General features: G+C 61.8%; 11 protein-coding genes. 3 read left to right on the forward strand and 8 right to left on the reverse strand.

Annotated features, from left to right (window positions below; all coding sequences use genetic code 11):
* Window positions 1-33: 33 nt before the first annotated feature.
* Window positions 34-2334, forward strand: coding sequence for a type I DNA topoisomerase (gene topA / locus DXT74_RS00995; RefSeq protein ID WP_043635602.1), 2301 nt, complete (start codon window positions 34-36; stop codon window positions 2332-2334).
* 108 nt (window positions 2335-2442) lie between these two features.
* On the opposite strand, the gene DXT74_RS01000 is transcribed toward topA, so the two are convergent.
* The 6 genes from DXT74_RS01000 to DXT74_RS01025 all read right to left on the reverse strand — a co-directional run bounded on the left by DXT74_RS01000 (window position 2443) and on the right by DXT74_RS01025 (window position 7311).
* Window positions 2443-2826: a DUF1622 domain-containing protein gene (locus DXT74_RS01000; RefSeq protein ID WP_114153680.1), complete on the reverse strand. Its 384-nt coding sequence runs from the start codon at window positions 2824-2826 to the stop codon at window positions 2443-2445.
* Between the two features lie 42 nt (window positions 2827-2868).
* The gene (locus DXT74_RS01005; RefSeq protein WP_043635597.1) at window positions 2869-3240 is read right to left on the reverse strand and encodes a diacylglycerol kinase; all 372 of its coding nucleotides are present in this window, start codon (window positions 3238-3240) and stop codon (window positions 2869-2871) included.
* A gap of 121 nt (window positions 3241-3361) precedes the next feature.
* Window positions 3362-4321: a glutathione synthase gene (gene gshB, locus DXT74_RS01010; protein ID WP_081555028.1), complete on the reverse strand. Its 960-nt coding sequence runs from the start codon at window positions 4319-4321 to the stop codon at window positions 3362-3364.
* 2 nt (window positions 4322-4323) lie between these two features.
* Complete coding sequence (locus DXT74_RS01015; RefSeq protein ID WP_043635592.1) at window positions 4324-4941, reverse strand: hypothetical protein; 618 nt, start codon at window positions 4939-4941, stop codon at window positions 4324-4326.
* A complete protein-coding gene (gene gshA, locus DXT74_RS01020; RefSeq protein ID WP_043635590.1) occupies window positions 4938-6227 on the reverse strand; it encodes a glutamate--cysteine ligase in 1290 nt (429 codons plus the stop codon). Before gshA ends, DXT74_RS01015 begins: the two co-directional genes overlap by 4 nt.
* Window positions 6228-6366: 139 nt before the next feature.
* On the reverse strand, window positions 6367-7311 hold the full coding sequence (locus DXT74_RS01025) for a carbohydrate kinase family protein (RefSeq protein ID WP_019103990.1): 945 nt from the start codon (window positions 7309-7311) through the stop codon (window positions 6367-6369).
* A 122-nt stretch (window positions 7312-7433) separates the two neighbouring features.
* On the opposite strand from DXT74_RS01025, the gene DXT74_RS01030 reads away from it, so the two are divergent.
* Window positions 7434-7910 carry a TlpA disulfide reductase family protein gene (locus DXT74_RS01030; protein ID WP_043635720.1) on the forward strand — a complete coding sequence of 159 codons (477 nt, stop codon included), beginning with the start codon at window positions 7434-7436 and terminating at the stop codon, window positions 7908-7910.
* A 45-nt stretch (window positions 7911-7955) separates the two neighbouring features.
* On the opposite strand, the gene DXT74_RS01035 is transcribed toward DXT74_RS01030, so the two are convergent.
* A complete protein-coding gene (locus DXT74_RS01035; protein WP_114153683.1) occupies window positions 7956-8480 on the reverse strand; it encodes a DUF2087 domain-containing protein in 525 nt (174 codons plus the stop codon).
* Between the two features lie 247 nt (window positions 8481-8727).
* Complete coding sequence (gene secA, locus DXT74_RS01040) at window positions 8728-11439, reverse strand: preprotein translocase subunit SecA (protein ID WP_043635582.1); 2712 nt, start codon at window positions 11437-11439, stop codon at window positions 8728-8730.
* A gap of 428 nt (window positions 11440-11867) precedes the next feature.
* On the opposite strand from secA, the gene DXT74_RS01045 reads away from it, so the two are divergent.
* Complete coding sequence (locus DXT74_RS01045; protein ID WP_194427113.1) at window positions 11868-13907, forward strand: alkaline phosphatase; 2040 nt, start codon at window positions 11868-11870, stop codon at window positions 13905-13907.
* Window positions 13908-13967: the final 60 nt, after the last annotated feature.

Genomic DNA, 13967 nt, shown 5'->3' on the forward strand with positions numbered 1-13967 from the left:
GCACGCCGGCGATTGCACATACGAAAAGATAATATGCCCACCAGTCTCTTGATCGTCGAATCGCCCTCCAAGGCGAAAACGCTAAAGAAATATCTAGGCTCGGACTTTGAAGTCCTGGCCTCCTACGGCCATGTGCGCGACCTGGTGCCCAAGAACGGCGCAGTGGATCCTGAAAAAGGGTTCGCGATGAAATACCAGCTGATCGCGCGCAACAGCAAGCATGTCGACGCCATCGTCAAAGCCGTGGGCGACGCCGAGCACATCTACCTGGCAACTGACCCGGACCGCGAAGGCGAGGCCATTTCCTGGCATCTGGTGCAGATCCTCAACAGCAAGAAGCTGCTGAAAAACAAGACCGCTCAGCGCGTGGTGTTCCACGAAATCACCAAGAACGCGGTACTGGAAGCAATCCAGAATCCGCGCGAGATCGCGCAAAACCTGGTGGACGCGCAGCAAACCCGCCGCGCGCTGGACTACCTGGTGGGCTTCAACCTGTCGCCGCTGCTGTGGAAGAAAATCCGCCGCGGCCTGTCCGCCGGCCGAGTGCAGAGCCCGGCTTTGCGGCTGATCTGCGAGCGCGAGAACGAGATCCGCGCCTTCGTCGAGCAGGAATACTGGTCGGTGCATCTGGACAGCCACAAGGGCCGCACCAAGTTCGGCGCCAAGCTGACCACAATGGCCGGCAAGAAGCTGGAACAGTTCGACATCCCCAACGAAGCCGAACAGGCCAGCATCCTGACGAGGCTGGAAGGCCACCCGGCGGTGGTCAGCAGCATCGAGAAGAAAAAGAAATCGCGCAGCCCGGCCGCGCCGTTCACCACCTCCACGCTGCAACAGGAAGCCGTGCGCAAGCTGGGGATGACCACCGACCGCACCATGCGCACCGCGCAACAGCTGTACGAGGGCATTGATATCGGCCAGGGGACCGTCGGCCTGATCACCTATATGCGTACCGACTCGGTGGCGCTGGCGAACGAGGCGGTGGAGGAAATCCGCGGCTATATCGGCCTTAAATTCGACGGAGATTATCTGCCGAAGAACCCGGTGGCCTATAAGAACAAGTCCAAGAACGCCCAGGAAGCGCACGAGGCAATCCGCCCCACGTCCATCCTGCGCACCCCGGACATGGTCAAGCCCTTCCTGACCTCGGATCAGTTCAAGCTGTACGACATGGTCTGGAAACGGACGCTGGCCTGCCAGATGGCGCCAGCCAAGTTCGACACCACCAGCATCGACATCGCCGTCGGCGAAGGCGTCTTCCGCGCCACCGGCCAGGTTCAGACCTTCGCCGGCTTCCTCGCCGTGTATGAAGAAGACGTCGACGACGCCGAGGACGAGGACAACGCCAAGCTGCCGCTGCTGGAAGAGGGCGAGACCCTGCCTGTGGACAAGCTGTACGGCACCCAGCACTTCACCCAGCCTCCGCCTCGCTACTCCGAAGCCTCGCTGGTGAAGGCCCTGGAAGAATTCGGCATCGGCCGTCCGTCCACCTACGCCAGCATTATCTCGACGCTGAAGGACCGCGAATACGTGGTGCTGGACAAGAAGCGCTTCCTGCCCACCGATACCGGCGACATCGTCAACAAATTCCTGACCGAGCACTTCGCGCAATACGTGGACTACAACTTCACCGCCAAGCTGGAAAATCAGCTGGATGAAGTGGCCAACGGCCAGCGCGAGTGGGTGCCGGTGATGGACAGCTTCTGGAAAAACTTCTCCAAGCAGATCGCCGAGAAGGAAAGCATTTCCCGCGCCGAAGTCACTACCGAGAGCCTGGACGAAGCCTGTCCAAAATGCAGCAAGCCGCTGTCCATCAAATTCGGCAAACGCGGCCGCTTCATCGCCTGCACCGGCTACCCGGACTGCGATTACACCCGCAATATGGGTGAAACCGCCGAGCAGGCTGCGGAGGAAGCGGAAGCGCCGACGGTGATCGAGGGCCGCAGCTGCCCGGAATGCGGCGGCGAACTGCACATCAAGAAGGGCCGCTACGGCAAGTTCATCGGATGCGCCAACTATCCGAAGTGCAAGCACATCGAACCGCTGGAAAAGCCTCGCGAAACCGGCGTGGAGTGCCCGGAATGCAAGGCTGGCCAGCTGATCGAACGCAAGAGCCGCTACGGCAAGCTCTTCTACAGCTGCAATACCTATCCCAAGTGCAAATACGCCACCTGGAACCCGCCGGTGGCCGAGCCCTGCCCGAAATGCAATTGGCCCATCCTGACCATCAAGACCACCAAGCGCCGCGGCACTGAAAAAGTCTGCCCGCAGAAGGAGTGTGGTTACAGCGAGGTGATCGCACCGCCGGAGGGCAAGGAAGCCGAGCCGGCTTAAGGCCTCCACATACGAAAACAGCCCTGCGCGATACCCCGCGCAGGGCTGTTTTCATTCCGGCTCAAACTGAATATGCGGCGAGATTCCCACCCTCCCGCAAACGCCGGGTCACACGGCAGGCGGCTCATTCGGCCGACGCGCCGCCTCGGTCTCGCGAATCTCCTTGCCCAGGAAATAATTGAGCGCGGTGCGCAGCACAGCAATGGCCCCAAGCTTGCCGATTTGGTCCCAACTGGGCGCCACTGCGGTGGAGAGGATATCGGCCGCCAGTTGCAACTCCAATGCCAACGCCAGGAAACGGGCAAAGCTGAGCCGCACTTGGTTGTAATCATCGTGGCTGGAGCTGAAACAGCGGCGGAGGTAACGCAGGCCCAAGGTCAAGATGCCCACGCCTATCACCAAAGCGCCCAGCGCTTCCACGCCCAGCTTGAGCCAGAGCACAGTGTTCAACACCCATTCCTCTACTCCGGACTCTACTGGCGACATCATCATGACGGCTTCCTCTTGTTTCAGGCTGCCGTCACCTTACCCGCTTCAGGCAAACAACACCAGGCACCACACCGCGGTCAGATTGATCAGGCCCAGCAACTGGGCGGCGCTGCCCATATCCTTGGCGCGCTTGGCTAAGGGATGCCGCTCCAGAGAGGTGTGGTCCACCGCCGCCTCGATCGCAGAGTTCAGCAACTCGATGATCAGGGTCGCCAGCGAACTGGCCACGAGCAAGGCTCGCTCCAGCGGCTGGGCGTGGATGACGAAGGCCAGCGGGATCAGCACTGCCGCCAGCAACACCAGTTGGCGGAAGGCGTCCTCGTGCCGGAACGCCGCTTTGAGGCCGTCCAGCGAATAGCCGAAGGCATTGATCAGGCGGGTAATCCCGGTTTTGCCTTTGAATGGACTTTCTTTCATGGGGGAGTCCGTAAGATTGGCGCGGCGGCCGGCGCCTCAGCATGCCAGCTCAAGATGACGCCCATAAAAACAAAACAGCCGGCAACGCGGCCGGCCGTGACGAAATGTAGAAACCGCGGCGTCAGCGCGGCTGGCAGCGCCGCTCCAGCGCGTCGATGTACAGGCCGGCGACCTTGATCTCGGTCTGGTCCATGATTTCGCGGAAGCAGGTCGGGCTGGTGACGTTAACCTCGGTCAGATAATTGCCGATCACGTCCAGGCCCGCCAGCAGGATGCCGCGCTTCTTCAACTCCGGCCCCACCGTCTCGGCAATTTCGCGATCGCGCTCGGTCAGCGGCCGCGCCTCGCCGCGACCGCCCGCGGCCAGATTGCCGCGCGTCTCGCCCGCCGCCGGAATGCGCGCCAGGCACCAGTCCACCGGCACCCCGTCTATCACCAGAATGCGTTTGTCGCCGTCGCGGATCTCCGGAATATAGCGCTGCGCCATCACCGTGCGCTTGCCGCGCAAAGTGATGGTTTCGATAATCACCGACAGGTTGGCGTCGTCCGGACGCACTCGGAAGATGCTGTCCCCGCCCATGCTGTCCAGCGGCTTCAGGATCACATCCTGATGCTGATTGACGAAGGCGCGCAAGCGATGCGATTCGCCGGTGATCAGCGTGGGCGCGGTCAACTCCGGAAACTGCAAGATAGCCAGCTTCTCGTTGAAATCGCGCAGGGCCTGACCGCTGGTGAACACCTTGGCCCCCTGCGCCTCCGCCAGCGTGAACAGCTGTGAGGCGTACAGGTATTCCATGTCGAACGGCGGATCCTTGCGCATCACGGTTGCGCTGAAGGACTGCAAAGGCTGGCGATGCACCTCGCCCAACTTGAACCAGGCCGGGTGCTCGCCCTCGTACTGGCCAGTCAAGCTCAGATCGCGCGCGTCCACCAACACGCGCCCGCCCTCCACCGACAGTTGATGAGCCTGAGCGAAGCTCAAGGCGTGGCCGCGCGCGGCGGCCTCCTGCATCATCGCAAAGGTGGTGTCCTTGTAAAGCTTGAAGTGATCCAGGGGATCGGCAATGAACAGGATGCGCATGTTTATTGGTCCTCGCTAGGCTTGGCGACGTCGCGCAACATGCGCTCCATGTCGCCGCGCGCTTTTTGCATCATCTCGTCGGCCTGGGCGGCGACGGAAAGAAAGGTTTCTTCGCTGGCCCCATTATAGGAACAGCCCAGGTAGCGCAGCGGCTCTCCCTGCGGCGCGCCCAGCAGCGCCGCCATCGGGTTGGATGGCATCTCATAGGCCGACAGCATCGGGCCATCGCCGCCAACGAAGCGGTAATGCTGCTCCGCCGCTTTCACCGGGGCCCGCTTCAGCTGCAGTTTGGCCGCGGCATCCGCCAGCTTCCAGCCCGCCGGCAAGGGCACCGACACAAACTCCTGATGCAGCGCCAGCTGTTTCGCCTCGACGCCGAACACTCGGATCGGCTGTTGCAGATCGTACACATAAACGCCCAGGCTGCTGGCCTTCTCGTTCTTGCGAATCCAGGCAGGCCCCTTGTCGAACACCACGTCCAGCAAGGCAGGCTGCAAGGCCTGGTAACGCTCGAACGACGCGCACTGCACCAGCTCCGCCAGCGCTTTCGGCGTCAAGGGCTTGTCGGCGACAGCCGGCGCCGCGGCAGCCAACAAGACCAGGCTCAGCCAGGCTTTCATTCGTCGGCGTCCGGATCCGTGGCTTCCAGCTCCAGCGAAGCGGCCAGCAGCGCCAGCCTCGAAATCACGCCGTAGGCGTAGAAGCGGTTGGGCGCGCAGTCCGGCGAGCCCTGTTTGTCCGGCAGGCAGGCGGTTTCGAATGACAGCGGCACGAAGTGCATGCCGGGCGCGTTCAGATTTTCATCGATGCCGCGGCCGGTGTGCACGCGGTAGAAACCGCCGGTCACGTAGCGGTCCATCATGTAGACCACCGGCTCGGCCACCGCGTCCTCCACCGTTTCAAAGGTGTACACCCCCTCTTGCACGATGACCTCGGACACCTCCAAGCCTTCCTTGACGACCGACATCTTGTTGCGCGCCTTGCGGTTCAGGCCCAACACCTCATCCGGGCTCTTCACGCTCATCACGCCCATGCCGTAAGTGCCGGCGTCGGCCTTGACGATGACGAAGGGGTCGTTGTCGATGCCGTATTCGCGGTATTTGACGCGAATCTTGTCGAGCATTCGCGACACCTCGTCCGCCAATTGCTCCTCGCCGGTACGGGCGTGGAAATCCAGGCCGCTGCAACTGGCGAAATAGGGATTGATGGTCCAGGGATCAATGGAAATCAAGCGGGCGAAGTCTTCGCACACCTTGTCGTAGGCGGCGAAGTGGTTGCTCTTGCGGCGCACCGCCCAGCCGGCGTGCAGCGGCGGCAGCAGATTCTGCTCCAGACCCTTGAGCAGGTCCGGAATGCCGCCGGACAAATCGTTGTTGAGCAAAACCACGCAGGGGTTGAAACCATCCGCCAGCACCAGGCGGTTGCCGCGGCGTTCGATGGGCTCCAGCCGCACGGTATCCCCGTTGGCTGACTGCAGCTCGGTCGGTTCGGTGATTTCCGGGTTCAGCGATCCCAGCCGCACCTTGAGGCCGGCCTGTTCGAAAATATGCACCAGCGCGGCGATGTTCTGCAGGTAGAAGGTGTTGCGGGTGTGGTTTTCCGGGATCAGCAGCACGCTGCGCGCTTCCGGACACACTTTTTCCACCGCGCTTTGCGCGGCGTGCACCGCCAGCGGCAGAAAATCGCGGTTCAAGTTATTGTGGCCGCCGGGAAACAGGTTCATGTCCACCGGCGCCAGCTTGAAACCGCTGTTGCGCAGGTCCACCGAACCGTAGAACGGCGCCGCGTGGTTATGCCATTGACTGCGGAACCAGTGTTCGATCTGAGGCTGGGCAGTCAGGATGCGGCTTTCCAGTTCGTAAAGCGGGCCGGTCAGTGCGGTTGCCAGATGCGGAACGGGCGGCATGGAATCCCCTTGGGTTTTCGAATTGAATTCGCTAATGGTGGGGGTGGCGCGGGATGAATTCAAGACTTGTTGTGTTGGGACCGTCAAAAAGCAAAGGACGCTTGCGCGTCCTTGTCGGTTTGGCCCACCGGCCGCCTCGTCACAATGGCCAGGGTTCGCCGTAAGCCTGCTGATACAAGTCCTTCAGCGACTCCCAGTCGAAGAAGTGATTCTGACAACCCGGAGTGGTGACCTTGATCGCGCCGATCACATTGGCCAGCCGGCCGGTAATCTTCCAGTCCAGGCCTCGGCTGATGCCGTAGAGCAGGCCGGCGCGGAAGGCGTCGCCGCAGCCCATCGGATCCACCGGCTTGATCGGCATCTGCACGCGCGGGATCAGGTGCACAGTGTCGCCGACGTAGATTTCAGCGCCCTTGGAGCCGCGGGTGACAATCAACGCGTCCACCTTCTTGCGCAGATCCTCCACCGACAATCCGGCGCGTTCGCGCATCAGTTCGCTCTCATAATCGTTGATGGCCACATAGCTGGCCAGCTCTACAATCTCGTGGATCTCGTCGCGAGACAGCAGCGGCAGTTCCTGACCCGGATCGAAGATGAAGGGAATGCCGGCCGCGGCCAGCTCCTTGGAATGCTGCAGGAAGGCGCGATAGCCTCCGGGCGACAGAATCGCCAGCTCGATCGGGTCCGGGATATCCGATACGTGGTTTTCGATGGCAAAATCCATGGCGCCGGGATGGAAGGCCATCAATTGATTGCCATCCTTGTCGGCGATGCCGAAGCACTGCGAGGTATACTGCTTGCGGATCAAGCGAATGAAGCGGTCGTCCACGCCAGCGCGTTTCAGATGTTGGCGATACGGCTCGAAATCCTCACCCACCACGCCCATGACGATGGGGGTTTCGCCCAACAGACACAGGCTGTAAGCGATATTGCCGGCCATGCCGCCAAATTCGCGGCGCATGGTCGGGGCCAGGAAAGTCGTGGAAATTTTGTGCAGTTGATCCGGCAGGATCTGACTGTCAAAACGGCCATGAAACGAGAACAGGGTATCGTATGCGAGGGCCCCGCAGACGAGGATAGACATGCCCACTCCGCAAAAAGGTCAATCGACCATTTTAACATGAAACATTTGTTTGGTTCACATCGAGAACTTTGACCTTGTCGGATATCCAATACACTTCAAACACCTACCGGAAGCTCAACACAATGCTGAAACGACTGCTCGCCCCCGCGCTGATCGCGCTGCTGCCGCTATCCGCCATGGCCGCGCCCACGCTGGAACAAACCAACTTCACCAAGCTGCAAGGCGGCAACGCCACCATCGCCGCCTATAAGGGCAAGGTCACGGTGCTGAACTTCTGGGCCACTTGGTGCGGGCCTTGCCGCGAAGAAATGCCGATGCTGAACCGCCTGCGCGCCAAACTGGCGCCCAAAGGCGTGGAAGTGGTGGGCGTGGCGCTGGACAACAAGGAAGAAGTCAGCGCCTTCGTCAACCAGTTGAAGATAGGCTACCCGATCCTGCTGGGCGACAGCGACACCCTGAACCTGATGCGCAGCCTGGGTAACGCCACCGGCGGCCTGCCCTACACCCTGATCCTGGACCGCAAGGGCAAGATCGCCGCCAAGCTCACCGGCTTGCTGGACGAGAAAAAGCTGGAAGCGGCGATCAAAACCCAGTTGTAAATCAGCCGGCGGCGGCCTCTGGCGTCAACCGCCGCCAATCACGCCTCAACGGCCGGCTCTACGTCGGCTCACTTCCGCAGCCAGCTCCCCCGCCTCCGCCGTCAATTGCCGCTCCACGCGCCAATAGCGCCGGCAATCCGGCGTGCGCCCCAGCAAGCCCTGCTCCACCAGTTCGCGCCGCAACAGCACATGATCGCCAAAGACTTCGCCCGCGCGGATCAAGGCGTTTACCTCCGGCTCGGACCATTGTCCGCCCTGCGGCAAAGCGGCCCACAACGCCCATAGGCAGAGACGCTGCTCGCTGAACTTCTTCGGCCAGCGCGTCAAGCGCCCCTCGGCGTCGTAATGACGCAACAGCCGCGTCGTCTCCGCGGACAAAGCTGCTGACGGAGCCGGACGTTCGCATTCCGCGCGCCAGTGTTGGAAATTCTGAAAACCGGCGGAACGCGCCAGCATATTGAGAATGTGCACATGGCTGGGCGGAGCGCTTTCCTGCGCCCATTGCTGCTTGAGCGAACGCGCCAGCGCGGAGATGTCGCTGCAATAAAAGGGATAAAGCGTACGAGACATGGTTCGAATCCTGTCGTCGTGCCAAGGTCGGGATGGACTGCCGCGGTCGCCTTTACGGCCTGGCACGGGTTCGAGCCAAGCGAGATGAATCTAGCCAAGACAGGTTTAGCGTGGTGAGGGCACCGGCGACGCCTGGGTGAACTGTTGACCCGCGACGATGCTAACACCGCGCCGCCGGCTTGCAAAGCGCATGGACATGAAAAAAGCCGACGCCCTCGCGTCGGCTTTTTGCGCTCTTGCTACTGGATCACTCCAAACGGCCGTGGCACTGCTTGTACTTCTTGCCGCTGCCGCAAGGGCAGGCGTCGTTGCGGCCAATGCGCAGACCCTGCGCGGCCAGCGCGTCCGGAGACAGCGGATTCTCTTCGTCATCGCCCAGCGCAGAACCCGGCGCGGCGTGCTGCATTTCATACTCGCCCACCTGGTGCGGCTCCACCGCGTCCACGTCTTCCTGGCTGCGGATTTGCACCGTCATCAGCACATTGACCACGCTGCGCTTGATGCGCTCCAGCATGTCGGCGAACAGTTCGAAGGCTTCGCGCTTGTATTCCTGCTTCGGGTTCTTCTGCGCGTAACCGCGCAGATGAATGCCCTGGCGCAGATGATCCATCGCCGCCAAGTGTTCGCGCCAGTGATTATCCAGCATCTGCAGCACCAGGCTGCGCTCGAACTGGCGCATCACGCCGTCGCCGGCCAGTTCCACCTTGGCCTGATAGGTCTCGGCGGCTTGCTCGATGATGCGCTCGCGGATGGTTTCGATGTCCAGCGCCGGTTCGGCCTTCAGCCACTCGCTGACCTTGATCGGCAGCAGGAATTCGGCTTCCAGCGTTTTTTCCAGGCCGGTCAGATCCCATTGCTCTTCCATGGATTCCGGCGGCAGGTGTTGGTCCACCAGGTCGGACAACACGCCTTCGCGCATATTGACCACCACGTCGGACACATCGCTTTCCACCAGAATTTCATTGCGCTGCTGGTAAATCACTTTACGCTGGTCGTTGGCAACGTCGTCGTACTCCAGCAATTGCTTGCGGATGTCGAAGTTGCGGCCTTCCACCTTGCGCTGGGCGTTCTCGATGGAGCGGGATACCCACGGGTGCTCGATCGCCTCGCCTTCCGGCATTTTCAGGCGGTCCATGATCGCGGCGACACGGTCGGAAGCGAAGATGCGCAGCAGCGGGTCTTCCAGGCACAGATAGAAACGGGAAGAGCCCGGGTCGCCCTGGCGGCCGGAACGGCCGCGCAGCTGGTTATCGATACGACGGGATTCATGGCGCTCGGTGCCCACGATGTGCAGGCCGCCGGCGGCCAACACCTGATCGTGGACCACTTTCCAATCGGCGCGGATCTTGTCGATGCGCGCGCGCTTTTCCTCTGCGGACAGGCTGTCGTCGGACTCGATGCCCTTGATCTCCGGCTCCGGATTGCCGCCCAGCACGATGTCGGTGCCGCGGCCGGCCATATTGGTGGCCACGGTGATCACGCCGGGGCGGCCGGCCTGCACCACGATGTCGGCTTCGCGAGCGTGTTCCTTGGCGTTCAGCACATTGTGCGGCAGCTTGGCTTTTTGCAGCAGATCAGCGATCAGCTCGGAGTTTTCGATGCTGGTGGTGCCCACCAACACCGGCTGGCCGCGCTCGTGGCAGTCTTTGATGTCGGCCAGGATGGCGTCGTACTTTTCCTTGGCGGAACGGTAGACCTTGTCCTGCGCGTCCTTGCGTATCATCGGCCGGTTGGTCGGGATCACCACGGTTTCCAGGCCGTAAATGCTCTGGAATTCGTAAGCTTCGGTGTCGGCGGTACCGGTCATGCCGGCCAGCTTGCCGTACAAGCGGAAGTAGTTCTGGAAGGTGATCGAAGCCAGCGTCTGGTTTTCGCGGTTGATCTCCACGCCTTCCTTGGCTTCCACCGCCTGGTGCAGGCCTTCGGACCAGCGGCGGCCGGCCATCAGGCGGCCGGTGAACTCATCCACGATCACCACTTCGCCGTCTTGCACCACGTAGTGCTGGTCCTTGTGGAACAGCGAATGGGCGCGCAAGGCGGCCATCAGATGGTGCATCAGCGTGATGTTGGTGGCGGAATACAGGCTGTCGCCTTCCTTCAGCAGGCCCAAGCGGGTCAGGATTTCTTCGCTGTGCTCGTGACCGGCTTCGGACATCATCACCGAGTTGGCCTTTTCGTCCACCCAGTAATCGCCCTCGCCCTCTTCGGTTTCCTGGCGCTTCAACATCGGCGGCACCGCGTTCATGCGCTGGTACATGTCGATATTGTCGTCGGCCGGGCCGGAGATGATCAGCGGGGTGCGCGCTTCGTCGATCAGGATGGAGTCCACCTCGTCGATCACCGCGTAGGCAAGCTTGCGCTGCACCTTCTCTTCCACGCTGAACACCATATTGTCGCGCAGATAGTCAAAGCCGAATTCGTTGTTGGTGCCGTAAGTGATGTCGCAGGCGTAAGCTTGCTGCTTCTCGTCGTGCGGCATCTGGGACAGGTTGACGCCGACGGAGAGGCCCAGGAAGTTGTACAACTTGGCCATGATGCCGGCGTCGCGGCTGGCCAGGTAGTCGTTGACGGTGACGACGTGCACGCCGTCGCCGGTCAGCGCGTTCAGGTAGGACGGCAGCGTGGCCACCAGGGTCTTGCCCTCGCCGGTGCGCATCTCGGCGATCTTGCCGTAGTGCAGCACCATGCCGCCGATCAGCTGCACGTCGAAGTGGCGCATGCCCAGCACGCGACGCGAGGCCTCGCGGCATACCGCAAAGGCTTCCGGCAACAAGTCGTCCACCGTCTCGCCTTTGGCCAGGCGCTGCTTGAACTCATCGGTTTTGGCTGCCAAAGCCTCGTCGGACAACGCTTTCAAGCCCTCTTCCAGAGCATTGATGCGCACCACCGTCTGGTGGAATTGCTTCAGAAGCCGGTCATTGCGGCTGCCGAATACTTTTTTAAGCAAAGAAGAAATCATGTAATCGAATTCCAGAGACCAGCGGGCTGTTTAGGTAAGGTGTCCGCAAAAATGCTTGAAAGTGTAGCACATTAGCCGCCTTATTTTATGGGGGCGCGCTTGCGCTGTATCAAGGGGGCAAGCGCCTGCTCGTGGTCTTTATTTTCGTATGCGCCCAACCCCAGCGTGAAAACCGCCCGTCGCGGCACGGCCTCGTCCGCAGGCGCGCGGCCATGGCGCCGCGCTTGCGGGCGGAGCCCGACCAAACTCAAACAAGTGTTGGTTTTAATCCACGTTTTTCGAGCGAATTCGAGCAAACACTCAATTAAATTGACACTGACTGTCATGCCACTTTAATAATCCCCTCCAACAATAACGCCTTTCCAACAAGGGCCGTCCACGGCCCGATCCAAGCACAAGCACGCATAGACAATAGAGGGGAGACATCGATGGACCGCAGACAGTTTCTGAAGTGGAGCGGCTTCTTGACCGCTTCCGTCGCCGCCGGCGGCTTGACCGCGTGCGGCGGCGGAGGCGCCGGCAGCTTGCCGGGGGGCGCCGGTTCGACGCTAGGCATCAATGGCAGCGGCTTTGGCCAGGGCGTAGCCTCCGGCGACCCCAAACCGGACAGCATCGTTTTATGGACCCGGGCGGACGGCGGCGACGGCAGCCAAAACGTCAAGGTCACATTGCAGTTGTCCGACCGCGCGGATTTCTCCACCCTGCTAGTGAATGTGGCGCTCAGCGCCCAGCCGGACTGGGACTACACCATTCGCCACAAAGTCACCGGCCTTAGCAGCGCCGCCACCTACTACTATCGTTTCCTCACCGGCCAGGCGGTCAGCATGACCGGCCGCACCAAGACCGCGCCGGCCGCCGGCGCGCCGCTGTCACAGCTGAAATTCGCCTTCATTTCCTGTCAGGACTGGAGCGTCAACCACTGGGGCGCTTTTGAGGAGCTCGCCAATCAGGACCTGGACTTCATCGTCCATCTGGGCGACTACATCTATGAAACCGTCGGCGCCGGCTTCCAGAGCGGCGGCAACGAAACCCGCCATCCGGCGCTGAGCCTGCCCAACGGCACCCAGCGCGCCGACGGCGCCCGCTATGCCACCACGCTGGCGGACTACCGCTCGCTGTACAAGTCCTATCGCAACGACCCCCGCCTGCAAAAGCTGCACGCCAGCTTCCCGATGATTGCGATCTGGGACGACCACGAGTTTTCCGACGACTGCTGGCAAGACCGCCAGGAGTACACCGCCACCGACGACAGTTCGCCGCAAACCGCGCGCCGCCGCAGCGCCAGCCAGGCCTGGTTCGAGAATATGCCGGCCGACGTGCAGTTGGACCTGAACAACCCCTCGTTCCAAAACATCCAGATCTACCGCAGCTTTACCTTCGGCGACCTCGCCACCTTGGTGATGACCGACGAGCGCTTGTACCGCAGCGACCACATCATTCCGGAAACCCAGGCCGGCAGCGAGATAGGCAGCCGCTACTTCGTGCAGAAAAACACCCTGGCCCAGGTGGAGGCCAGCAAGATGGCCTCCACCGGCGGCAATCTGCTCAATGTCTCCATTCTGGGCGAAACCCAGCGCGCCTGGTGGCAGAACCAGATGAAGTCCGCCGCCACTACCTGGAAGCTGTGGGGCAATGAAGTCTCGCTGCTACGCATGGGTTTCGACGGCACCGTCGCGGTGGCCTCGCTGCTGACCCAGGGCCTGGCGCCGCAACTGGCCGGCCTGGGCCTGACGCTGACCCAGCCGCAGATCGCCCAGCTGCAAGGCGCGCTCTATCTGGACCTGGCCGCCGCCAACACCAGCGCCGCCACACCCGTGGTCAACTATGCCAACACCCAGCCACTGTTGAGCACCCTCAGCGGCGGCGCGATCTCCGCCGGCATGTTCAACACCGCCATCAAGCCCGGCCTGGACGCCAGCCTGCCGCCGTCGATTTTCTTCGACAAGTTCATCCTCAACGCCGACCAATGGGATGGCTACAACGCCGAGCGCAAAGCGCTGATGGCCTATCTGAAAGCTCAGGGCATCGCCAATGTGGTGGCCCTCACCGGCGACATCCACGCCTTCTTCGCCGGCCCGGTGATGGATGACTACGACGCCGCCAGCCCCAGCCCGGTGATGGTGGACCTGGTGACCGCCGGCGTCTCCAGCAACTCTCTGTTCAGCTATTTCAAGAACGTGGTGGACACCGTGCCGGCCTTCTCCAAGGCCAAACCGCTGATCTACACCACGGTGGGCGGCCAGGTAGTCAACACCTTCACCAGCACCTTGCAAAACTTCAACAGCTGGCTCAAATACGTGGACAGCGACGCTCAGGGTTACGCACTGGTGACGCTGACGCCGGCCAAACTCAGCTGCGCCTTCCACAAAGTGGGCGCGTTGAACGGCGGCTCGGCCCCCAACCCGGCCACAGCCAGCGTCAAAACCGTGGAGGTGGCGGCCGGCAGCCCCGCCGTCAACGTACTGTAAACCCCAGCGCACACCAAACGCTCCGAGCACCCGGCCAAGCCGGGCGCTCTGGAGCGAAAC

Origin of the sequence: Chromobacterium sp. Rain0013, from assembly GCF_015291765.1 — a bacterium.
Lineage (GTDB): Bacteria > Pseudomonadota > Gammaproteobacteria > Burkholderiales > Chromobacteriaceae > Chromobacterium > Chromobacterium haemolyticum.

Excerpts from the sequence above, each read along its gene's own strand:
- DXT74_RS01030 (WP_043635720.1), top strand. The coding sequence starts at position 7,434 with ATGCTGAAACGACTGCTCGCCCCCGCGCTGATCGCGCTGCTGCCGCTA.
- DXT74_RS01025 (WP_019103990.1), bottom strand. The coding sequence starts at position 7,311 with ATGTCTATCCTCGTCTGCGGGGCCCTCGCATACGATACCCTGTTCTCG.
- topA (WP_043635602.1), top strand. The coding sequence starts at position 34 with ATGCCCACCAGTCTCTTGATCGTCGAATCGCCCTCCAAGGCGAAAACG.
- DXT74_RS01000 (WP_114153680.1), bottom strand. The coding sequence starts at position 2,826 with ATGATGATGTCGCCAGTAGAGTCCGGAGTAGAGGAATGGGTGTTGAAC.
- secA (WP_043635582.1), bottom strand. The coding sequence starts at position 11,439 with ATGATTTCTTCTTTGCTTAAAAAAGTATTCGGCAGCCGCAATGACCGG.
- DXT74_RS01005 (WP_043635597.1), bottom strand. The coding sequence starts at position 3,240 with ATGAAAGAAAGTCCATTCAAAGGCAAAACCGGGATTACCCGCCTGATC.
- gshA (WP_043635590.1), bottom strand. The coding sequence starts at position 6,227 with ATGCCGCCCGTTCCGCATCTGGCAACCGCACTGACCGGCCCGCTTTAC.
- DXT74_RS01015 (WP_043635592.1), bottom strand. The coding sequence starts at position 4,941 with ATGAAAGCCTGGCTGAGCCTGGTCTTGTTGGCTGCCGCGGCGCCGGCT.
- DXT74_RS01045 (WP_194427113.1), top strand. The coding sequence starts at position 11,868 with ATGGACCGCAGACAGTTTCTGAAGTGGAGCGGCTTCTTGACCGCTTCC.
- DXT74_RS01035 (WP_114153683.1), bottom strand. The coding sequence starts at position 8,480 with ATGTCTCGTACGCTTTATCCCTTTTATTGCAGCGACATCTCCGCGCTG.
- gshB (WP_081555028.1), bottom strand. The coding sequence starts at position 4,321 with ATGCGCATCCTGTTCATTGCCGATCCCCTGGATCACTTCAAGCTTTAC.